This is a genomic window from Bradyrhizobium sp. 132 (genome assembly GCF_023074185.1).
Taxonomy (GTDB): Bacteria; Pseudomonadota; Alphaproteobacteria; order Rhizobiales; family Xanthobacteraceae; genus Bradyrhizobium.
In genome coordinates this window covers 402,561-420,859 of the sequence record NZ_JADPKY010000094.1, presented here as the reverse complement: position 1 = coordinate 420,859, position 18,299 = coordinate 402,561, and the positions used below count along the sequence as shown (strand labels likewise).

Genomic DNA, 18,299 nt, shown 5'->3' with positions numbered 1-18,299 from the left:
CTCAACCCACGCGGTTGCAGGGCTGGCACGTCGCTTACGCGCTAGAAAAACCCCGGGCTGAGATCGAGCCCATATGTCAGGCTCAGAACGAACACGAACAGCGCGGCAGCTGCGAACAACGCGATATGCCTGAGGATAAACGCGCGCGGCGAGGCGCTTGCAATAACGGCTTTCTGTGCAACGGGCATGACGGCTCCATTATGAAAATGATTCTTGGCCGCTCAATAAGCGACGCCCGCATCAAGCGCCCCGATCTGCAAAGCAACTATTAAAGAGATCACACTCGCTTTGAACGGCCGTACACAACGGGCAGGTGACGGCGTTTTTTCTCGCCGCAACTTTCTCAATCCGCGCACCCGCCGCGCTAAAAAAAGACCGCGCTCCCGAAAGGGAACGCGGTCGACGCAGGCTCGCGTGGAGGCGAGCCTGCTTCAGGTCCGGGTGAATTCAGATCAGCGCGCGCTGCCCGTCGTGACGTCAGCGATCTTGACCTTGCGCGGCGTGAGCACGCGGGCCTGATGGACCGAAGCGACGGTGGTCGGCGCAGTTGCCTGCTGCTCGACATGCGCGGCACCGAGCACGCGCACCTGCATCGGGGAGACCGGGAAACCGTTGGCCTCATAGGTCGGCAGCTCGGCGGCGAAAGCCGCGGTGCTGCCCGCGATCGTCAGGATGGCGGCGGCGATCGACAGAGTTTTCTTGTTCATTGGTGATGCTCCTGATGGAATGTTCGGAGCACATCTAAGCGTATTTTGCTGCATTGCGACATGTGTTGTTGCATTGCAACAACGCGTCCGGTGCATGGCAATATGTTTAATGCGCGCAAGGCTTTGGCCGAATCATCGCCGGCCGCGACATGACACTTTTATGAGCATTGGTCAGCCGCCGAGCACATTGCCCCAGCCGTCGAAGACGTAGGCCTTCCAGGTCACGGTTCCGTCCCCGCCCGGACGGCTGGCGCGCCGGTAATCGTCGGCCTGCTCAGCGGTCCAGGTGATGATCGTATCGGAGAGCAGGTCATGCAGGATGGCGGGCTCGGCGGGGTCGAAGGCGTCCATGGGACGGAGCGAGGAATGCGTCATGAGCGCATAACGCGCTAGCCGGCCCAAGGTTGCTCCGAAGCGTCGGGCGCCGCACCACGCAGCTTATTTCAACGCCGTCGCCAGCGATTGCAGCTTTGCGACGAGGTTGGTGCCGAGCGCGTAGATGATCTCGATGATCGCGAGCGCGATGCCGGCTGCGATCAGGCCGTATTCGATCGCGGTGGCGCCGGATTCATCGGCGGCGAATTCGGCCCATTTGCATCTCAATTTCACACGCGTGTCCTTCCCAACTCTACCGGGAATCGCCGGCGCGGGAGACTTACACAACCACAATCCAAGATTGAGTAAACTCGACCGCCTCAAATTGACGACAATGAATGCTGCATTTGCAGGCCTTTTTGGCCGTGGCGCCCTTGGAACCGCAGCGGAACCCGCCGTTGCCGCTGCGCAACACCTGTCCGAAAAGCCCGCTTTCGCCGAATTGCGCCATTGCGCCGCCACACCGTCCTCCGAACAATTGACGCGCGGCCTGCCTTTTCGTGCAAGACTGCATGATCAAGAGTGTCGGCATCACGACTGTTCGGAGAAGACGAGGTTCAAACAGAACCGTTTGGAGGCAGGGATCATGGATGATCGGCGGTCTCTTCTGGTGGCGGTATCCTGCCCCTCGGCGGTTCTCGCCGGCTGGTTGGCGCTCTCTCTGTCCGCCTATGCCCCTGCCCTCATCGAGAACAGCGGCGCCAATGCTTCTGCCGTCTCGCGCGCGAAAGATCTCGGCCGGTTCGACCTCGCCGACATCCCGCACGCTGCGACCATCGAGGACGGCGTCGCCCTGACCGCCGATATCGCAGCCGCGGTCGCCGCGACTCCGAGCCTGGTAACCGCTGAAGCAGCAACGCCCGAAGCGCCTGCTCCCGCCATCAAGCTCGCCTCGGCCGACCCAGTGCTGATCTTGCCGACCGAGCCGCCACCCGCGCCGCAGATTTCGCCTGAACCGACGCCCGTCGTCAGCGGGGCACCGCCGGCGCAAGAGCCCGCGATAAAACTCGCATCCGCCGATCCCTCCGAGATCGTGACGACCGACGCGCTGTCGCCCGCGACGATCACGACCGGTCCGGCGCCGGCCGCGAGCAAGGCCTCGCCGGCCGCGGACACCGCCGCCGTGCTCGACGAATGCTTCGTCATGGAAGCCTGCATCGACCGCTATCTCTGGGTGCTCTACCAACGCACGCCCAAGGAAGATTCGATCAAGGTCGAGGATCGCCGCGCCGTCACCGTCAAGCGCAAGGGCAAGACGATCACAGTAATGCGTAGCTTCACGAAACTGGTCGACGAGGACTTTGGCTGGAAGGATCCGAAGGCGGCCGACCACGCCGGCATGTCGATGATGGACTACGTCATCGGCGGCATGGACAAGAGTTTTAAGCAAAAGCTGTTCCGGACGCTGCTCGCGGCTGAGGCCGCCGGCCTTTCGCCGGGCATCACCAGCGCGTTCCGCGACAACTATCGCCAGTCGATCGCGAGCGGCTTGAAGGCCGCCTCCGACCGCTCCTATCACGGCGGCAGCACGCGCGGCGGCTACGGCCACGGCATGGCGGCCGACATCGTCAGCACCAAGGGCGACAACCGCGCGCAGCGCTGGGTTTCGACCGAGGTGCTGTGGAAATGGGTCGACGCCAACGGCAAGGCGCTCGGCATCGGCCGGCCCTATCTCGGCCGCGATCCGCCGCATGTCGGCCCGGTCGATGGTCCGGAATACGTCTCGCGCCGGGGAACGTCGGACCGCAAGGAAGCCGCCAACGTCAAGACGAGGAAAGCGCGGGCTGTCGCCAGCGCAAAGCGGCCCAAGGCACAGGCGAAGTCGCAGGCGACGCGTGAGCAGAAGGTCCCGGCAAAGCCGCAGAAGTCGGCGCAATCGGCCGCGAAGCGCGCGACGTAAATCCGCTAAGGCTTACCGTCCCGGCGTCGGCAGTGGCACGAGCCGCATCTCGGCGGTGCCGGCTTCCTGCGTGCGCACCAGCACCGCAAAGATGGTCTCGACCGCGAGCCGCACCGCCGCCTCGGTTGCCCTGCCTCTGGCCAGATGCGCCGCGATCAGGCCGGTGAGGAGATCGCCCGTGCCATAGGGCCGGATCGGCAGGCGCGGTGTCGCCAAGCGCGACAACTGACCGTCGGCGCACAGAATCGTTTCCACCTGCCCTTCCGGCGTGTCGGTGAGCGTGCAGCCGGTGGCGACCACGTCGATGCGGCCGGTCCCGGCGAGCGTCGCGCAAGCCGCGCGCAGGCCCTGCGCATCCGCGATGGTGAGCCCGGAGAGAAGCTCGAGCTCGAACTGGTTCGGCGCGGTCAAATTCGCAGCCGGCAGCAGCCGGTGGCGGACCACGTCCAAAATGCCGTCGGCAACATAGACGCGGCCGTCATCGCCGATCACGGGATCGCAGAGATAGACGAGCTTTGAATTGCGGGTCAGCGCCCGCTCGACGAAATCGGCAATGACAGCGGCATTGCCGGGCGAGCCCAGATAGCCGGTGACGAGCACCGCGGCCTCGTCGACGAGATCGCGTTCCTCGAGGCCCTTCAGGAGATCTGCAACGAGCTCGGTCTCCAGCACCCGTCCGCGCAGGCTCGGATAACGCGGATGGTTCGATAGCAGCGTCGTCGGCACCGCCGCGACGTTCACCCCCTCCGCCTGCATGGCATAGGCGGCCGCGCTGTTGCCGACATGACCGTGGACCACCTGGCTTTGAATGGAGATGACGAGCATGGAGGAGGTCCGTAGGATCAAACTTTGGGTGTGGCAAGTGTAGCCCGCCGCGCCAGCCTCGTAAGCGCCGAACATGTCGGCCATGGCATCGGCATAGATCGCGATCTCCGCCTCGCTCCGCGCTTCTTCCGGCGCGGCTGAAGCGCCACCGTGCGACCGACGGCACGCCCGAACTCCACGTCGTCCGCCTCGCCGCCGACGGCGCCTGGCTGTCCTATGTTACGACGGGACAAACGCGCATGAGCGCCGACCTCCGCGCCGTCCACGCAGGGCTGCTCGCGCAGACCTATCGGCGCGCCTAGCCGAACCGGCCCACGCCTATTGGCTTTGCGACGGCTTGGAAGGACGCGGCGCGGATCGCTTTGCACCCGGTTTGGCCGCGGCTCGCGGCGGCGGCGTGTCGACCGATTCCAGATACGCCGCGAGCGCCTTGGCCGTGTCCGAACTGGTAGCGTAATGGTCCTTCAGGAACCAGGACAGCGTCAGGCTGAAGCGCCCCTTGGCAAGGCCGCGCGGGCTGCGATGGCAGGTCGTGCAACCATCGGCGAAGAGCTTTTGCGGCGACTTGCCGGCATCGAGATTTTGCGCGGCGGCAACTGTCGCCGTCAGGACGGCGGCGGCAAGAGCCATCACGGGCACGATCACGTTGCGCCCCGGTCGAAATAGCGGAATCAATATCGTCCCCTGGTGCGTTTTCGAGCGAAATGGATATACCGGTTCGCGCAAAGAAAACGCGTCAAAAGAAGAAGCAGCCCCGTGTTGCGGTCAGGCCGCCAATAGCTGATCGAATTCGGGCGGCGCGTAGGCCTTGCCGTCCTGGTCGGTGATGACAACCTTCCATCCCTCGCTCGCCCAAACCTTTGCCTTCGCCACGATGAGCAACCGGCTTTCGCGGGCATAACTGCACTTCTCGTTGTCGCGTTCTGCGATCATCTTATAGGCCAATGCGCATCCCCTAGCGTTGCCCTGCACCCGTTCTCCTCGTGGCAGCGGGCTTTGTCGGCAATTCGCCGGGAGCGTGGCAATTTGATGCCATCCACAGCAGCTTTGTGGCTTGGTTCCGGCCGAACGAGGGAGGTCGATCGTGCGCCATATCAGGAACACTATCTGCTTGCCGCGGGCTTGCTTGGAGCGGGCTTGCCCGGCGTGGCGCCGACAGCCGCGCAGACCTACGATCCGCGCCATTCCGTCTGCATCGAGATCTACACCATCGACGGCCGCAGCATCGATTGCAGTTTTGCGACGTCGCGCAGTGCGCCGCGACCGCTTCCGGGCAATCCGCCCAGTGCTACGCCAATCCTTATGCCGCGCAGAGCCGGCAGCTGAGCCCGGTTCCGTCGCCGCCGCGACGAATCCGATAGCATCAGGTCTGCGCTTCGATCAGTGGACGCGGATGATGTGGGGACGGCCGAGATCGATCAGCCCCTGTACCGCCGAAAGGCGGTCGTCGAGGGCTGCGATGGTGAGCAGCAGATTGTTTCGGCGTTCGTCGAGAAGGCCCATCTCGGCGCCGGATAGTTTGATGCTGGACCGCTCCTTGTGAATCCCGTCGAGGGATTGGCGCAGTCCGGCAATCAGTCCGGACAGCTGCTTGGCCTCCTTGGTCATCGACCGCTTCGCGACATTTTGGCGGCGCGTCTCCGCCTGGCTCTGTCTCATCGTTTATCCTCCCGTGCCCCGCTGCCCCGAGTGGAATGCTTACAGCTTTGGGTAGACATATTACGATCGATGAAATCTGCTCGCGAAGAACTTTCTTAAATTAGACGCGCCGGGAACCGGTTCGGACCGAGCAGAAAGCCCGGCGCGAGGGCCGGGCTTTCGTTGGGCTGATTTAATGCTTTTGGTGGCCGCCACCAGGACCGCCGGCCGGCGCACCGCCGCGCGGTGCGGCGTTCATGTGAGGAGCGCCGCCGCCGCCATGCGGCATCGCGGGCACAGCCGCGCGCGGCGCCGGCATTTGGGCATGAGCATTCATCGGCGAGCCGTGGCTGACGTTGGGCTGGGCAACATGCGGCATCGCACGGCGGCTTGCGGGCGCGGCTGATACACGCGGCGTCTCATGCGGGCGCGCCATCGGCTGCGCACGCACGGCCGCGCGGCTCGCAGCCTGCTCGTGCATGATGCGGGCCTGCGCATCGCGCGGATTGCGGCTCTGCAGATTGGTCCGCTCATGCGCGATGCGCTCGCTTCGTCCAGCACGGCTTCGGTCCGTCGTAACCGCAGTCTCGTGCCTGGCGATGGCGGCGTCGTGCCGTGAGGTCACGGCATCACGACCGGAGACCGCAGCCGCACCCCTAACATGCGCACCGTTGCGCCCGAGTGCGATCGCCGCATCGCGCGTTGCCGCGCGGCCGATGCGAGCCGCGCGCGGATCGATCGTCATCCGCGTCGCCACGCGCTGATGCGAGGTCCAGTAGCTATTCCAGTGGGCATGCCGCCGATACCAGGGCCGCCCTTGATAATAGCTCGACCAATACGAGGTCAGCACGAATGGGACAACGGGCACGTCGATCTCGTCGACATAGTCGGGGAGATAGACGTAGTGATTGCGGTAGAGATATTCGAGATATTGCGACGACACCCAGCCACGGTCATCCGAGAAGCTCACGTCGCACCAAGCGTTGCCGCGCAGGCAACCATGGATGTTGACGCGGGCGCCCTCCGGAATGCGATCGACCAGGGGAAAGCCCGAACCCGGCCCGGCGCGCAGGCCAGTCGAGACGGTGACCATGCCCGGTGCGGCCAGTGCGGCCGTCGGGGCGAGCAGCAATGCGGCTAACAACACACTTCGGAATCTCATGGCGTAGTCCTCCTCGTTCGAGTCGGAACGCGCAAGCAGAACGGGCGTTCCGCGTACGATGGTCTCATTCGTCGAAAGATCGAGACGAATACCGCGCGCGGTTCAATATTCATTCGCCGTTCATCGAGACACCGCGCAAGCGCCGTGGCGGCCCGTCAATTCACTTGCAGCATGAAGACGTCGAAGTACGCAGCAAGCGCCGCAAAATCCTCGAGCGGCAGCACGGTCGCGACGTATTGATCCGGCCGCACCACGACCATGCAGCCGGCCTTGCGATCGATGCCGCGCATGGTGAAAACGTCTTGACCATTCTTGAGATCCGGACAGAACATCTTCTCGTAGTCGATCAAGCTGTAGCGGCCTTTGCGCGGGAGCAGCAGTGCGGGCATCGCCTCGATGGCGAGCTCGCGATGATCCTGCTGGAACACCGCCCGCAGGTCCATCACGCTGTCGATGTCGGCGCCGACAGGCGTATGGCGCCTGACCGGTGACTCCCGCGCCTCGGAGAGGAAATTGCACAAGGCGCGAATGGCCGAGCCCTCGGCCGCCGGATCTTCCGCAGGCGAAAACGCGTAGATGCGGAAGCGGCCATCCGCCTGCGCAGCGTGACCGAGATGGACCGGCTTGGCGTCCGCAAGCCGGATCACCGGCGCGGAATGGAAGCGCGTGCCGATGACAAGGCCTTGCGCGAGATGCTGGTGGGATGTCGCTCCGGTCAGAACCGACGGCCGGTAATGCGTCGCGGTGCCCGCGGTGTAGCGGCCATGCTTCACAAAATAGGCCTGCGTCCTGGCGGCATCGGCGCCGCCGGTCCTGGCGGCGGACGCAAGAATGCCCGCCCATTCGCGGTCGAAATCGATCAGCTCTTTCGCAACCGCCTGGCGCTCGGCCGAATAGGAATGCAGCAGGCTTGGCGCAGACTGCTTCCGCAAAACGGCGGCGAGCTTCCAGCCGAGATTGAAGGCATCCTGCATCGAGACGTTCATGCCCTGCCCCGCTTTCGGGCTGTGGGTATGGCAGGCATCGCCGGCGATGAAGATCCGCGGCAGACGCGAGTTGATCTCGGCCTCCGGCACGTCGTCGAACTTGTCGGTCAGGCGCTGGCCGATCTCGTAGACCGACCACCACGCGATCTCCTTCACCTCGAGCGTATGCGGCTTCAATATCCGCTGCGCCTTGGCGATCACGTCCTCGGCAGTGATGTTGCGATTGGCGACGCGCTCGCCGATGTCGAGCTTGGCGAGCTCGACATAGAGGCGGACCATGTAGCCGCCTTCGCGCGGGATGATCAGCAGGCTGCCGTCCTTCGACGACTGGATCAGGGCTTTGAAGCGGATGTCCGGAAAATCGGTCACCGCCAGCACGTCCATCACGCCCCAGGCATGATTGGCGGAATCGCCGTGCAGCTCGCGGCCGATCGATTTGCGCGCCGTGCTGCGCGCGCCGTCACAGCCGACGACGTAGCGCGCCTTGATCGTCTCGACCTTGCCCTCGTTCCCCGCATCGACCCGTTCGAGCCGCACGGTCACGGCATGGTCGGCGGGACCCGCGGCCGGATTGACCTCGAGATCGAGCAGGCGTCGGCTGTAATGCGGCTCGAGCTTGGCCGGCGCTTTGCGCATGACGTCAAGAAAGCCGTCATGGATCCGCGCCTGGTTGAGGATGACGTGCGGGAATTCCGACAGCCCGTCTTCGACGTCCTGCACCCGGCCGCTGCGGACGATGTTTTCCGGAATCCGTTCGTCCGGCTTCCAGAACGTCGTCTCGTTGACCCAGCAAGCTTCCTTCAGAACGCGCTCGCTGAAGCCGAAGGCGTGGAACATCTCCATGGTGCGGCAGGCGATGCCGTCGGCCTGCCCGACCAGCAGGCGCCCCGGCTTCTGCTCGACGATGCAGGTCTTGATGTCAGGGAATTGCGCAAGCTGGGCGGCGAGCGTCAGGCCCGCAGGGCCACAGCCGACGATGAGGACATCCACTTCGTCAGGCACGGCCCCCGCTGCGCAGGAAGCCTGAATGCGTTCTGCGGGATCGGCGATTTCAGGGTCGCCCGGTTGAAATCCATTGAGATGGAATTGCATGAGCACCTCTCCGCGAAACGTTCTGTTTGGATATTGCTCAGTATGCTGACTATCAGTATACCTGTCAACGACCCCAACCGTCCCTGCCCCAACGGAGAATCCGGTGAAAGACAACAGCGACATGCCCGGACATCTGGCGCGCCGGTTCCAGCAGATCGCGGTGGCGGTGTTTCTGGCCGAGGTCGGGGATGCCGGCTTCGACCTCACGCCAGTGCAATACGCAGCGCTCGCGACCATCAAGGCCAATCCGGGGCTCGACCAGGTAACGCTGGCAGGCCTGATCGCCTACGACCGCACCACCATCACCGGCGTAATCGACCGCCTCGTGCTGAAGGGGCTCGCGGAGCGCCGGGCCTCGAGCCGCGACCGCCGTGCCCGCGAGCTCGAGATCACCGACGAAGGCCGCCGCACCCTGCGCAAGATCACGCCGGCCGTCGAATCCGCGCAACGCATCATGCTGCGCGGGCTCAGCGCGAAGGAAGGTGAGGAGCTGATGCGGCTGTTGCACAAGGTCATCGCCGCCGGCAACGAGCTCAGCCGCGCCCCGTTGCGCGAGGTGCAGGCCTAGGCCTCGTATTTTTGCCCGTATTTGTCGCAGACCCGCGAAACCTGGAACTAACGTTCGGCTGCTACTGTCGGCACCGTTCTGCGCTTAAGGCGCGATTAACTTTGCCGTTCGGGAGTTTTGGATGCCCAGGTTCATCATTGTCGCGGCGGCCGTCGCGCTCTCGACCGCCCCTGCACTCGCAAACGGCCATGGCGGTGGTGACCCTGCCCCGCCGAAGGTCGAGGCTGCGGTCGCGCCAGCCAAAGTCGTCCTGACCAAAAAGGGTCCCAAGCTCGTCGATCTCAGGGGAATGACGCTCTATTATTACGAACGCGACACCACCGGGAAGACGTCGAACTGCAACAGCAAGTGCATCGAGAGCTGGATCCCGCTAGCCGCAACGGCCGACGCCAGGGCCGTTGGCGACTTCACCGTGATCAATCGCGACGACGGCAGCAAGATGTGGGCCTACCGCTATCGCCCGCTCTACACCTCGCCCGCCGACAAGGCGCCGGGCGATACCAACGGCAATGCCACGACACTGCAATGGCGCGTTGCCCAGCCCGCGGAGTAGGGCGACCTCACCCGCGCCAGCTGGGCCTCGCCTCGACTTGCGCGCTCTGTCCGGGCGGTAACACCACGACCGTTGAATTGAGCTTCACCCGGTCATAGAGATCGATCACGTCCTCGTTGCGCATCCGGATGCATCCGGACGAGATCGCCTGCCCGATATATTCCGGCTGGTTGGTGCCGTGGATGCGGTAGAGCGTGTCCTTGTTGCCGGAATAGAGATAGATGCCCCGTGCGCCCAGCGGATTGGCGGGACCGCCGGTGACGCGCGCTGGATAGGGTCCGAGCCGCGCCTGGATGTCCGCTGTCGGAACCCAGTCCGGCCATTCCGCCAACCGGCCGACCCGCGCCACGCCGGAGAACGCCATGGCTTCCTCGCCGACCGCGACGCCATAACGCATCGCCTTGCCGTCGGGCAGCACGAAATAGAGGTAGCGCGCATTGGTATCGACCAGGATCGTACCTGGCTGCTCCTTGCGTGGATAATCGACGATATGCCGGAGATATTGCTCGGGCACGTTCGCCTGCGCGTAAGGCGCATGCGCCAGCAACTGCCGGTCGCGCGGCGTCATGCTCGCATCCGTTGATGGCGAAAGTGTCGCCTGCATGCAACCGCCAAGCGGAAGCATGGCAACGACGAATAGAACGAATAAAGATTTTGGCACCGCTGGCCCCCGATAGCGATAGCAGCACCCCCAGCGGTACCAGATGCTGCCCAAATCGTGCTGAAAACAAGGCACTGCGGAACACGTGCGCGTGTTTGACCGAGCGGGTTCCATCACCACAAACGGTGGAAGAGCGTCGCACAGTCTCCATCCCCTCGCCTTGCTTTGGTCAAATCCGGCTGGACTCGTGCGCATCGTGCTTGGCTCGTCAGATTTGGATGGGCTCAACTCAACCGATCGGCTCGCGCCAATGCGGACGACGAAGGCATCAAAAGGAGCTGCGATGCTCGCGACGCTGAACTCTCGGCAAATCGTCGATGAGATCGTGAAGGATACAGTCACGAACAATGACCCGCACGACGCCGTGCAGATTTCGCCCGAGATGGTGCTGGCCTCTCGCGCCATCGGCGTTGCGCCCACATTCGCGCCTGAGATCACGACCCGTCCGGAGCCCAAAATAGATCCGGCGTTCACGCCAAAGTCCAAAGTTGGTCCGGAGCCGAGGTTCAGTCCTGTCGCGGAGCCGCAGGCGGCGGTGCCTTCGGTCGACACCGCCGTGCGCATCGCGGCCAGTGATGGTCGCGGCCGGCAGAAGCGATCCTCCGCCGGCAAATGGTTGCGCGGCGCCTTCGTCACGTTGCTGTTTGCGGGCGGCAGCGCGGCCGCCACTGTCGCCTGGGAGAATCATGGCGACACCGCAAGACAGTTGCTGGCCGAATGGACGCCGGCATTGGCGTCGCTGCTGCCTTCGACGTCGCAGACGGCACCGGTCGCCGCCGCGCAGGCCGCGCCACCTGCGGAGCAGGCCGCAACGGATCAAGCCGCAGCGGATCAAGCGACCGATCAATCCGTGGCGCCGCCTCCAACTCAGGTTGCAGCAGCCGTGCCCACGGCAACACAGTCCGATCCTGTACAATCGGTGCAATCGATGACGCGCGATCTCGCCGCGATGGCGCAGCAGATCGAGCAGCTCAAGGTCAACATCGCCGAGTTGAAGGCCGGACAGGAGCAGATGGCGCGCGAGATGGCGAAGCCGCCCGCGCCAAAGCCGGTGGCCGATGCAAGGCCGCCCGTCGATCCGCGCGCGCGCGTGTCCGCGCGGCCTCCGGCGCCGCCGGTTCGCAAGCCGAAGCCGGCCGTGTCGCAGACTTACATGCCAGCTTATTCGCCTGCGCCGCTCGCACCGCCGCCTTCGCAGGCGGCCGCGGTCCCACCGCCAGCTGCGCCCATAACGACGCAAGCCGTTGCCGACGACGATGGACCTGTCGTGCGTCCGCCAATGCCGCTGCGCTGAACGATCGTCACGCGACGATGCAGAGGGTTGCGACTAAGGACGCTGTCCGAGTCGATATGATGCGTTGAGTCCGGGCAACTACGGGAAGCGACGCTTCGCGCGTTTCGCATCAAGAGAAAAGGCCGTCGGGATCTATGCCGGCGGCCTTCTCTTGCGGCTGCCGGTTCCCGGAGCCCGGTTCTGCTGCAATTCCATGCCTCATGATCGCGCCGACATATTTAATAAAATCTTAACGCACTTGAATGTTGCACATCATTTCTGCGCCATAAGCACAGAGATTGCGCGCGCCGTTCATGCGATAAACATCGACTCAGTGGTACCATCGGTCACGTGTTGAAACGTCCACCCGAAGCTCAATTCGTCATACCGGGGAATTCGAATGCCTTACTATTCCTTCGATCTCGTGGTTGGTGAAGAGTTCAAGAACCAGGGCGGAATCATCCTCGAAGACATCGAGGGTGCTTCCGACCGCGCCGACCAACTGGCCACCGAACTTTCGCAGGTGAAGCCGGAGTTGCAACGCAAGGGTTGCGCTGTGCGCGTCACCGACCGCGATCACAACGAGGTCTACCGCACACCGCTCGATCCCGTGCCGGCCTGGCAACGCTAGCTCGCCGGCCGGCCTCGCGGCCGCGCGCTATCCCATTGCGGAGCGGCGCTCCAGCCGCTAGCCTTCCCAAAAATGCGGGGAGGTACCAAGGATGCGCACTGGTTTTCTGATGACGGCCCTGTTGCTGCTGGCGGCGCCGGCTCAAGCGGCCGACCATCCGCGTTCGACCTATGTGACGTTGGTCTTGCAGGCCTTCGCCGCCAAGGTCGAATGTCCGGGCACGGATGTCGTCTACCAGGATCTGGTGCAGAAGGCGGAGCAGATGCAGTTGCCCGACGGCACCACCGAGAAGGTGCGCAAGGCGATCGCCTGGATGCACACCGGTGGCAAGATGGGCGAGAAGCAGGACGACGATTTGATGGCCGAGGTCGCGGTGGCCACCCAGGCGACCGATCTCAACCAGCGCCGTCTTGGCATGCCCAGCTGGTGCGAAGCCCAAAAGACCAACCTCGCCGGCCTGATCCGCAGCAAGGGCGGCTAGCAAGGCGGTTTCTCACGGCGTTAAGCACGCGACGGCGAAGGCGCTGTCGCGGCTAATAATTGTCACAATTCTTGCCAGCATGCAGGATCCCTTCGACCTCGAACAGGAGACCCCTCATGCGGAACATGCATGTCGCTTTCGCCGGAGCGTTTGTCCTCGCTACGGTGCTCACTGCGCCGGTGCTGGCGAAGAACTCCGACGCCCAGAAGGGCGAGGACAAGTCCGCGTCCCCATCCTGCAGCGCCTATCAGCAGGCGCCAGACGGCTCATGGGAACCGCTGCCCTGCAAGGAGACAGGCGAGCGCAGCCAGCCGCAGACCCAGAATCGCACGCCGCAGGGCGCCGACCGCGGCGAGCGATGAGCGCGCGGGAGTGTCAGCTCTGGTGCGGACCGCGCATGATCTTCATCGCGTCGGCGATGTGACGCCACTCTTTGGCGTCATCGGCCTCGCCGCGGCCCTCGCAAGCCTGGGCCTGCTCGGCGGCCTTCGCAATCGCCGCGAAACCATGCTGTTCCAGCATCTGGCGCGCGACGGTATGGACCTGGACCTCGGTCATCATGGGCGCTCTCCCGTTTGACGAAACCGCGGTGCATCGCTCCTGCTGTTCCGCGGATGGTTGACAACGATTTCGCCGCAAGTCCCGTTCCGCCAGGTGCCGATCACATCGGCCGAACTAACACAAATGACAAAGGCGGCCCGCTATGCCCAGCGGACCGCCCTATCACCCACCCCAAACTTGACGGGCCTTCGGCCGCGTCCCTATGCGACCGCCACCCGCTTGCGCTCGAAGTCGTTGGGCACTTCGATATCGACCTCCAGGGTCGACACTTCGTCGCCGCGATCGAGCCGGACGATGACCTTGGTCGGATCCAGCGTGACGTGCCTGGAGACGACGGCGAGAATTTCCTCACGCAGCACACCGAGCAGATCGGGCTGGCCGCGCAGTCCGCGCTCATGGGCAAGCAGGATCTGCAGCCGTTCGCGAGCGACGGGTGCCGAAGCCTTTTTGCCGCGGAGAAGCCGAAGCAGACCCATGCTCATGCAGCCCTCCGTCGCAGCAGACGATCCATGAAGCCCTTGCGCTCGGTCGGCACCTGCATCGGCACGGTGTCGCCGCACAGTCGCCGCGCCGCGTCGATATAGGCCCGCGCGGGTGCGCCGTCCGCGTTCGACAACGTCACCGGTGTGCCAACGTTGGAGGCCTTCAACACGTCCTGGCTCTCGGGGATAATGCCGAGCAAGGGGGTCGCGAGGATTTCGAGGATGTCCTCGATGGTCAGCATCTCTCCGCGCGCGGCGCGCGAGGGATCGTAGCGCGTGATGAGGATGTGCTTCTCGACGCGCTCGCCCTTCTCGGCCCGTACCGTCTTGGAATCGAGCATACCGATGATGCGGTCGGAATCGCGCACCGATGAGACTTCGGGATTGGTGACGATCACGGCCTCATCGGCAAAGCGCATCGCCATCGAGGCGCCGCGCTCGATGCCGGCCGGGCTGTCGCAGATCACCCAGTCGAAGCGGCCGCGCAAATCGTCAATGACCTTGCCCACGCCCTCCTCCGTCAGCGCGTCCTTGTCGCGGGTTTGCGAGGCCGGCAGCAGCCAGAGGTTTTCGAGCCGCTTGTCCCGGATCAGCGCCTGCGGCAGCTTGGCCACGCCCTGCACCACGTTGATGAGGTCAAACACGACCCGGCGCTCGGCGCCCATCACAAGGTCGAGGTTGCGCAAGCCGACGTCGAAATCGACGACGACGACCTTGTCGCCGCGTTGCGCCAGCGCAGCCCCCAGCGCGGCGGTCGTCGTCGTCTTGCCGACGCCCCCCTTGCCTGATGTCACGACCAGTACTTTACTCATCTGAAATATCTCCTTTGCTGGTCAGTTCAGTGCCGTAATTCGCATGGTGTTGCCCTGCAGCCAGGCCTGGGCCGGCTTGCCGCGCAGGGCGGCGTCGATATCGTCGGCGGTCTGATAAAACCCATCGATTGCAAGCAGTTCGGCCTCGATCTTCTGGCAGTAGATGCGCGCGCTGGTGTGACCGTTCACGCCCGCCATGGCGCGGCCGCGCAGCGCGCCGTAGATATGGATGGAGCCGCCGGCGACGACTTCGGCGCCGGAGCCGACCGAACCCAAAATGGTAACGTCGCCTTCGGGGAAGATCACGGTCTGGCCGGAGCGCACCGGAGTTTCGAGCAGCAGCGAGGTCGGCTTGGTCTCGACCTTGGCCTCAGGCTTCTTGGGCGCGCTCGGCTCGACCACGCAGCTCCGCCCGCCCGACAGCAGCGGCGGCATCGTCGGCGTCAACCGCGCCTCCTCCACACCCTCGATGCCGAGCACGCGGATGTTGCGGTCCTGCAGGCTGGTGAGCAGATGGCCGATGCCGGATTGGCTGAGATCGACCGAGGACAGATCGATCACCACGGGCCTGCCGGCAAAAAAGCCCGGCGAGCGCGCGATGGTGGTGTCGATTTCCTGCAGCCAGTCCTGGATCGGAACCGTCGGCACGAACACGAAGGCCACATAGGAGCGCCCGCGCAGGCGTACCATTTGGCGTTGAGGTTTTACTGCAGCCTCCATATCGGCCGACTCGTTCCCAGTTATTGAATGGTTAACGATGCGGCCGATATGGTTAATGGCTGGTTAATTTCTCCGCGGGGTTACGTGGAGGCGGCCGGTAATCGCGCCTCGTGTCCCGGACGCGCTGCAACGCGCAAGCGTTGCTGCGCTGCGTCCAGGGCACGAGATCAGAATGCGGCGCACGCCGCCTTCGCAATGACGGGACGCCCCCCTACTTCTTCACCTTGCTCGCATCCATCTTGATGGCGGGATCCAGCATCTTGGTCGTGAACGCTGCAGTCACGTCGAACGGCTTCTCCATGCCGAGATAGGTTTGGACCAGCTCGTAGTCCTTCTTCATCCGCTCGCCGTCGATCCAGCCGAGCGACTTCGTCGTCGTGAATTCGTCCGTCATCAAGAACTTGATGCGCTCCCACTGGCGCTCCTGGTTCTCCTTGTCGAGACCAGAGACCTGCTCGAGCAGCGCCTTCAGGCAGGGTGCGGCGTCGGCGACGCAAGTCGCAAAGGCCTTTTGCGTGACGCGCACGAAATCCTCGACCAGCTTCGGGTTCTTCTGCAAATAGGCGCCGTTGACGATCAAGGAATTGCCGTACGGATTGAGCCCGATGTCCTTCCAGTTGACGTAGCCGAGATCGGGCCCGAACTCGATCACCTTCAAATCGTGCTCGTTGTAGAAGTCGCTGATGATATCGACGGTGTGGCTCTTGAGCGCCGCGATCTTCGCAGTCGGCCCGATATTGACGAAGCTGACGGAATCGGGTGCGAGCCCTGCGGCCTTCGCAAAGGCCGGCCACATCACCCGCGAAGCATCACCGGGTGGGTTACCGATCTTGTGGCCGGCAAAATCCTTCACCCCGTTCACGCCGTAGCTCTTCAGCCAATAGAAGGTCTGGCCGGTGTTGGCGTAGACGCTCATCACGGCAACGGTGTCGGCACCCTTGCTCTTGGCTACCAGCATGGTGGCAAGATCGGCGACGCCGAAGGGCGAGCCGCCGGAGCCGACCTTGGCGGCGGAGACGCCGGAGCCCTTGCCGACCTCGATGGTCAGGTCGATGCCCGCCTTCTCGTACCAGCCTTGCGCCTTGGCGTAATAATAGGGCGAGTGATCGGCGGTCGGCGTCCAGTTCAGGATCAGATTGACCGCCTCGCCCGCGGTCGCCGGCACGACCGGTGAACCGAGCATCAGGGCCAAAGCCAGGGCCGAGCCCGCCGCCTGCAAACGCTTCATCGCATCTCTCCTCGTTGCCCGCGACCCGGCTTGTCGCTCTCCCCCCGTGAGGATACCAATGCAACAAGGCCGCCCTCCACTTGTCAACTGTTTGGTTGGAAATGCCCGCAAAACGTTCAGGCGACACCGTGCCGCAGCGGCGCGACCCCGTCGCCACACGCAAGAAGCTGCTCACCGCGGCGCGCGAGGAGTTCGCCCGGCACGGCTTTGCCGGCGCCCGCGTCGACGAGATCGCCGAGCGCGCCGGCGTCAACAAGCAGCTCGTCTACCACTACTTCGGCGACAAGGATTCGCTCTATCTTGCTGTGCTCGAATGGGTTTACGCCGATATCCGCGAGCAGGAGCGCCAGCTCAATCTCGAGGGCTTGCCGCCGGAAAAGGCGATCCGCAAACTGATCGAGGCCTCGTTCGATTACCTCGCGGCAAACCCCGATTTCATCGTGCTTCTGAACGACGAGAACCGCGGCGGCGCCCGCCATGTCCGCGGCTCGACGCGGCTGGAGGCGATGCATTCGCCGCTGGTGAAGAGCGTGTCCCACATCCTTCACGAGGGCGTCCGCGCCGGAATGTTCCGCAAGGGGATCGACCCGATCCAGCTCTATATCTCCATTGCGGGCCTCGGCTATTTCTATCTCTCGAATACGCCGACGCTGTCGGCGATCTTCGGCAAGGACCTGTCGAGCCGGGCCGCGCGCCGCGCCCGCCGCCGGCACGTCGCCGATCTCGTGCTGCATTCGCTTCGGCCGTAATCAACCAACTGGTTGAAACTCTCCTCAAGGCCGGTTAGGCTTGCGACCAGCGGCAAGGCGGCCGCTGGCAACAGGGAGCAACCGGTGGCAGGAGACGGCGCCCGCAATACGCGCAGCTTTGCGATCGTCCTGATCGTGCATCTCGCCGTGCTCGTGCTCTGGCAGGTCATGGTGGATGCCTTCCACGTGCCGAAATTCATCCTGCCCTCACCGCTGGCGACAATCCAGACGCTTGGCACCGCTACCTACGCCTGGGGCGCCAATACGCTGGTGACGGCGATCGAGATCCTCGGCGGCTTTGCGCTCGGCGCATTCGTCGGCGTCGCGCTGGCCGTCATATTCAGCTGGGCGCCGCTGCTCAGCCTCGTGCTGCTGCCGCTGTTCGTGACGCTGAACATGATTCCGAAAGTGGCGCTCGGCCCGCTCCTCATCGTCTGGTTCTCCTACGGCATCGTGCCGAACATCTTGATCGCCTTCAGCATCTGCTTCTTTCCGATCCTGCTCACCACCGCGCGGGGCTTGCGCGAGGTCGAACCTGATCTGCTCGATCTCGTCAAATCGCTGCGCGGCTCGCGCTGGACGCTGTTCCGCAAGATCCAGCTGCCGGGATCGCTGCCCTACATATTCTCCGGCATGAAGGTCGGGGCCATCCTCGCGGTCGCCGGCGCCATCGTCGGCGAGTTCATCGCCTCCGAGCGCGGGCTCGGCTACCTCATGATCCAGGTGCAGTCGTCGCTCGACACGCCCGCGATGGTGATGGCCGTCGTGCTGCTGACGCTGCTCGGCGTCGCTCTCTATGGCTTGGTTCTCGTCCTCGAACGCATGTTCGTGGTCGGCGACGCAAGACAAACCTGAAAACACAAACCTGAAAACGGCAGACTTAAAGACCAAGGAC

General features: G+C 64.1%; 26 protein-coding genes and 2 pseudogenes. 11 read left to right on the top strand and 17 right to left on the bottom strand.

The annotated features are described in order from the left end of the window. Positions 1 to 41: 41 nt before the first annotated feature. From IVA74_RS18090 to IVA74_RS18070, 5 genes are all read right to left on the bottom strand, one after another. The gene (locus IVA74_RS18090) at positions 42 to 188 is read right to left on the bottom strand and encodes a hypothetical protein (RefSeq protein WP_247346753.1); all 147 of its coding nucleotides are present in this window, start codon (positions 186 to 188) and stop codon (positions 42 to 44) included. A 264-nt stretch (positions 189 to 452) separates the two neighbouring features. Then, positions 453 to 707, bottom strand: coding sequence for a hypothetical protein (locus IVA74_RS18085; protein ID WP_247346751.1), 255 nt, complete (start codon positions 705 to 707; stop codon positions 453 to 455). Between the two features lie 171 nt (positions 708 to 878). Then, complete coding sequence (locus IVA74_RS18080; RefSeq protein ID WP_247346749.1) at positions 879 to 1,109, bottom strand: hypothetical protein; 231 nt, start codon at positions 1,107 to 1,109, stop codon at positions 879 to 881. Positions 1,110 to 1,145: 36 nt separating this feature from the next. Then, entirely contained in the window at positions 1,146 to 1,316 is a 171-nt protein-coding gene (locus IVA74_RS18075; protein WP_247346747.1) for a Flp family type IVb pilin, read from the bottom strand. Positions 1,317 to 1,362: 46 nt separating this feature from the next. After that, positions 1,363 to 1,533 (bottom strand): hypothetical protein, encoded by a 171-nt coding sequence (locus IVA74_RS18070; protein WP_247346745.1) that lies wholly within the window; start codon positions 1,531 to 1,533, stop codon positions 1,363 to 1,365. 135 nt (positions 1,534 to 1,668) lie between these two features. On the opposite strand from IVA74_RS18070, the gene IVA74_RS18065 reads away from it, so the two are divergent. Continuing rightward, positions 1,669 to 2,982 carry a hypothetical protein gene (locus IVA74_RS18065; protein WP_247346742.1) on the top strand — a complete coding sequence of 438 codons (1,314 nt, stop codon included), beginning with the start codon at positions 1,669 to 1,671 and terminating at the stop codon, positions 2,980 to 2,982. Positions 2,983 to 2,994: 12 nt separating this feature from the next. On the opposite strand, the gene pdxY is transcribed toward IVA74_RS18065, so the two are convergent. Next, positions 2,995 to 3,807 (bottom strand): pyridoxal kinase, encoded by an 813-nt coding sequence (pdxY, locus tag IVA74_RS18060; protein WP_247346740.1) that lies wholly within the window; start codon positions 3,805 to 3,807, stop codon positions 2,995 to 2,997. 131 nt (positions 3,808 to 3,938) lie between these two features. On the opposite strand from pdxY, the pseudogene IVA74_RS18055 reads away from it, so the two are divergent. Continuing rightward, positions 3,939 to 4,109: pseudogene (locus IVA74_RS18055) on the top strand (TetR/AcrR family transcriptional regulator); the annotation flags it as partial. A gap of 16 nt (positions 4,110 to 4,125) precedes the next feature. Here the strand turns inward: IVA74_RS18055 and IVA74_RS18050 are convergent. Further along, entirely contained in the window at positions 4,126 to 4,437 is a 312-nt protein-coding gene (locus IVA74_RS18050) for a hypothetical protein (RefSeq protein ID WP_247346797.1), read from the bottom strand. A 135-nt stretch (positions 4,438 to 4,572) separates the two neighbouring features. Further along, positions 4,573 to 4,992 carry a hypothetical protein gene (locus tag IVA74_RS18045; RefSeq protein ID WP_247346801.1) on the bottom strand — a complete coding sequence of 140 codons (420 nt, stop codon included), beginning with the start codon at positions 4,990 to 4,992 and terminating at the stop codon, positions 4,573 to 4,575. On the opposite strand from IVA74_RS18045, the pseudogene IVA74_RS18040 reads away from it, so the two are divergent. Next, positions 4,915 to 5,168: pseudogene (locus IVA74_RS18040) on the top strand (DUF3551 domain-containing protein). The gene IVA74_RS18045 and the pseudogene IVA74_RS18040 overlap by 78 nt on opposite strands. A 19-nt stretch (positions 5,169 to 5,187) precedes the next feature. Here IVA74_RS18040 and IVA74_RS18035 read toward each other — a convergent pair. The 3 genes from IVA74_RS18035 to IVA74_RS18025 form a co-directional block, all read right to left on the bottom strand. Next, on the bottom strand, positions 5,188 to 5,415 hold the full coding sequence (locus IVA74_RS18035; RefSeq protein ID WP_247346738.1) for a hypothetical protein: 228 nt from the start codon (positions 5,413 to 5,415) through the stop codon (positions 5,188 to 5,190). 223 nt (positions 5,416 to 5,638) lie between these two features. Next, positions 5,639 to 6,607 carry an SH3 domain-containing protein gene (locus IVA74_RS18030; protein WP_247346725.1) on the bottom strand — a complete coding sequence of 323 codons (969 nt, stop codon included), beginning with the start codon at positions 6,605 to 6,607 and terminating at the stop codon, positions 5,639 to 5,641. A gap of 155 nt (positions 6,608 to 6,762) precedes the next feature. Next, positions 6,763 to 8,685 carry an FAD-binding monooxygenase gene (locus tag IVA74_RS18025; protein WP_247346723.1) on the bottom strand — a complete coding sequence of 641 codons (1,923 nt, stop codon included), beginning with the start codon at positions 8,683 to 8,685 and terminating at the stop codon, positions 6,763 to 6,765. 103 nt (positions 8,686 to 8,788) lie between these two features. Here IVA74_RS18025 and IVA74_RS18020 point away from each other — a divergent pair, with 103 nt between their 5' ends. Together IVA74_RS18020 and IVA74_RS18015 are read left to right on the top strand one after the other, a co-directional pair. Continuing rightward, the gene (locus IVA74_RS18020) at positions 8,789 to 9,253 is read left to right on the top strand and encodes a MarR family winged helix-turn-helix transcriptional regulator (RefSeq protein WP_247346721.1); all 465 of its coding nucleotides are present in this window, start codon (positions 8,789 to 8,791) and stop codon (positions 9,251 to 9,253) included. 121 nt (positions 9,254 to 9,374) lie between these two features. Further along, the gene (locus IVA74_RS18015) at positions 9,375 to 9,806 is read left to right on the top strand and encodes a hypothetical protein (RefSeq protein WP_247346719.1); all 432 of its coding nucleotides are present in this window, start codon (positions 9,375 to 9,377) and stop codon (positions 9,804 to 9,806) included. Positions 9,807 to 9,813: 7 nt separating this feature from the next. Here the strand turns inward: IVA74_RS18015 and IVA74_RS18010 are convergent, their stop codons facing one another. Next, positions 9,814 to 10,431, bottom strand: a complete 618-nt coding sequence (locus IVA74_RS18010) for a L,D-transpeptidase (protein WP_247346795.1) — start codon at positions 10,429 to 10,431, stop codon at positions 9,814 to 9,816. 319 nt (positions 10,432 to 10,750) lie between these two features. Here IVA74_RS18010 and IVA74_RS18005 point away from each other — a divergent pair, with 319 nt between their 5' ends. The 4 genes from IVA74_RS18005 to IVA74_RS17990 all read left to right on the top strand — a co-directional run bounded on the left by IVA74_RS18005 (position 10,751) and on the right by IVA74_RS17990 (position 13,214). Then, entirely contained in the window at positions 10,751 to 11,761 is a 1,011-nt protein-coding gene (locus IVA74_RS18005) for a hypothetical protein (RefSeq protein WP_247346716.1), read from the top strand. A gap of 379 nt (positions 11,762 to 12,140) precedes the next feature. Continuing rightward, positions 12,141 to 12,371, top strand: coding sequence for a hypothetical protein (locus IVA74_RS18000; RefSeq protein WP_211396093.1), 231 nt, complete (start codon positions 12,141 to 12,143; stop codon positions 12,369 to 12,371). A 91-nt stretch (positions 12,372 to 12,462) separates the two neighbouring features. Beyond that, a complete protein-coding gene (locus IVA74_RS17995) occupies positions 12,463 to 12,852 on the top strand; it encodes a hypothetical protein (RefSeq protein WP_247346714.1) in 390 nt (129 codons plus the stop codon). A gap of 116 nt (positions 12,853 to 12,968) precedes the next feature. After that, on the top strand, positions 12,969 to 13,214 hold the full coding sequence (locus IVA74_RS17990) for a hypothetical protein (RefSeq protein ID WP_247346711.1): 246 nt from the start codon (positions 12,969 to 12,971) through the stop codon (positions 13,212 to 13,214). Between the two features lie 13 nt (positions 13,215 to 13,227). Here the strand turns inward: IVA74_RS17990 and IVA74_RS17985 are convergent, their stop codons facing one another. The 5 genes from IVA74_RS17985 to IVA74_RS17965 all read right to left on the bottom strand — a co-directional run bounded on the left by IVA74_RS17985 (position 13,228) and on the right by IVA74_RS17965 (position 16,655). Continuing rightward, positions 13,228 to 13,413 (bottom strand): hypothetical protein, encoded by a 186-nt coding sequence (locus IVA74_RS17985; protein ID WP_247346709.1) that lies wholly within the window; start codon positions 13,411 to 13,413, stop codon positions 13,228 to 13,230. Positions 13,414 to 13,613: 200 nt separating this feature from the next. After that, positions 13,614 to 13,895 (bottom strand): cell division topological specificity factor MinE, encoded by a 282-nt coding sequence (gene minE, locus IVA74_RS17980; protein WP_247346707.1) that lies wholly within the window; start codon positions 13,893 to 13,895, stop codon positions 13,614 to 13,616. Further along, entirely contained in the window at positions 13,892 to 14,707 is an 816-nt protein-coding gene (gene minD, locus IVA74_RS17975; RefSeq protein ID WP_247346704.1) for a septum site-determining protein MinD, read from the bottom strand. The genes minE and minD overlap by 4 nt, the downstream gene beginning before the upstream one ends. 21 nt (positions 14,708 to 14,728) lie before the next feature. Continuing rightward, on the bottom strand, positions 14,729 to 15,427 hold the full coding sequence (gene minC / locus IVA74_RS17970; RefSeq protein WP_247346702.1) for a septum site-determining protein MinC: 699 nt from the start codon (positions 15,425 to 15,427) through the stop codon (positions 14,729 to 14,731). 211 nt (positions 15,428 to 15,638) lie between these two features. After that, a complete protein-coding gene (locus tag IVA74_RS17965; protein WP_247346690.1) occupies positions 15,639 to 16,655 on the bottom strand; it encodes an ABC transporter substrate-binding protein in 1,017 nt (338 codons plus the stop codon). 101 nt (positions 16,656 to 16,756) lie between these two features. On the opposite strand from IVA74_RS17965, the gene IVA74_RS17960 reads away from it, so the two are divergent. Continuing rightward, entirely contained in the window at positions 16,757 to 17,404 is a 648-nt protein-coding gene (locus IVA74_RS17960) for a TetR/AcrR family transcriptional regulator (protein ID WP_247346687.1), read from the top strand. Between the two features lie 84 nt (positions 17,405 to 17,488). Continuing rightward, on the top strand, positions 17,489 to 18,259 hold the full coding sequence (locus IVA74_RS17955) for an ABC transporter permease (protein ID WP_247346677.1): 771 nt from the start codon (positions 17,489 to 17,491) through the stop codon (positions 18,257 to 18,259). The last annotated feature ends 40 nt before the right edge of the window (positions 18,260 to 18,299 follow it).

Excerpts from the sequence above, each read along its gene's own strand:
- IVA74_RS18050 (WP_247346797.1), bottom strand. The coding sequence starts at position 4,437 with ATGGCTCTTGCCGCCGCCGTCCTGACGGCGACAGTTGCCGCCGCGCAA.
- IVA74_RS18010 (WP_247346795.1), bottom strand. The coding sequence starts at position 10,431 with ATGCTTCCGCTTGGCGGTTGCATGCAGGCGACACTTTCGCCATCAACG.
- IVA74_RS18035 (WP_247346738.1), bottom strand. The coding sequence starts at position 5,415 with ATGACCAAGGAGGCCAAGCAGCTGTCCGGACTGATTGCCGGACTGCGC.
- IVA74_RS17965 (WP_247346690.1), bottom strand. The coding sequence starts at position 16,655 with ATGAAGCGTTTGCAGGCGGCGGGCTCGGCCCTGGCTTTGGCCCTGATG.
- IVA74_RS18045 (WP_247346801.1), bottom strand. The coding sequence starts at position 4,992 with ATGGCGCGGATCGTAGGTCTGCGCGGCTGTCGGCGCCACGCCGGGCAA.
- minD (WP_247346704.1), bottom strand. The coding sequence starts at position 14,707 with ATGAGTAAAGTACTGGTCGTGACATCAGGCAAGGGGGGCGTCGGCAAG.
- IVA74_RS18070 (WP_247346745.1), bottom strand. The coding sequence starts at position 1,533 with ATGGCGCAATTCGGCGAAAGCGGGCTTTTCGGACAGGTGTTGCGCAGC.
- IVA74_RS18065 (WP_247346742.1), top strand. The coding sequence starts at position 1,669 with ATGGATGATCGGCGGTCTCTTCTGGTGGCGGTATCCTGCCCCTCGGCG.
- IVA74_RS18005 (WP_247346716.1), top strand. The coding sequence starts at position 10,751 with ATGCTCGCGACGCTGAACTCTCGGCAAATCGTCGATGAGATCGTGAAG.
- minC (WP_247346702.1), bottom strand. The coding sequence starts at position 15,427 with ATGGAGGCTGCAGTAAAACCTCAACGCCAAATGGTACGCCTGCGCGGG.
- IVA74_RS18030 (WP_247346725.1), bottom strand. The coding sequence starts at position 6,607 with ATGAGATTCCGAAGTGTGTTGTTAGCCGCATTGCTGCTCGCCCCGACG.
- IVA74_RS17960 (WP_247346687.1), top strand. The coding sequence starts at position 16,757 with ATGCCCGCAAAACGTTCAGGCGACACCGTGCCGCAGCGGCGCGACCCC.
- IVA74_RS18015 (WP_247346719.1), top strand. The coding sequence starts at position 9,375 with ATGCCCAGGTTCATCATTGTCGCGGCGGCCGTCGCGCTCTCGACCGCC.
- IVA74_RS17995 (WP_247346714.1), top strand. The coding sequence starts at position 12,463 with ATGCGCACTGGTTTTCTGATGACGGCCCTGTTGCTGCTGGCGGCGCCG.
- IVA74_RS17985 (WP_247346709.1), bottom strand. The coding sequence starts at position 13,413 with ATGATGACCGAGGTCCAGGTCCATACCGTCGCGCGCCAGATGCTGGAA.
- IVA74_RS18025 (WP_247346723.1), bottom strand. The coding sequence starts at position 8,685 with ATGCAATTCCATCTCAATGGATTTCAACCGGGCGACCCTGAAATCGCC.
- IVA74_RS17990 (WP_247346711.1), top strand. The coding sequence starts at position 12,969 with ATGCGGAACATGCATGTCGCTTTCGCCGGAGCGTTTGTCCTCGCTACG.
- minE (WP_247346707.1), bottom strand. The coding sequence starts at position 13,895 with ATGAGCATGGGTCTGCTTCGGCTTCTCCGCGGCAAAAAGGCTTCGGCA.
- IVA74_RS18090 (WP_247346753.1), bottom strand. The coding sequence starts at position 188 with ATGCCCGTTGCACAGAAAGCCGTTATTGCAAGCGCCTCGCCGCGCGCG.
- IVA74_RS18000 (WP_211396093.1), top strand. The coding sequence starts at position 12,141 with ATGCCTTACTATTCCTTCGATCTCGTGGTTGGTGAAGAGTTCAAGAAC.
- pdxY (WP_247346740.1), bottom strand. The coding sequence starts at position 3,807 with ATGCTCGTCATCTCCATTCAAAGCCAGGTGGTCCACGGTCATGTCGGC.
- IVA74_RS18085 (WP_247346751.1), bottom strand. The coding sequence starts at position 707 with ATGAACAAGAAAACTCTGTCGATCGCCGCCGCCATCCTGACGATCGCG.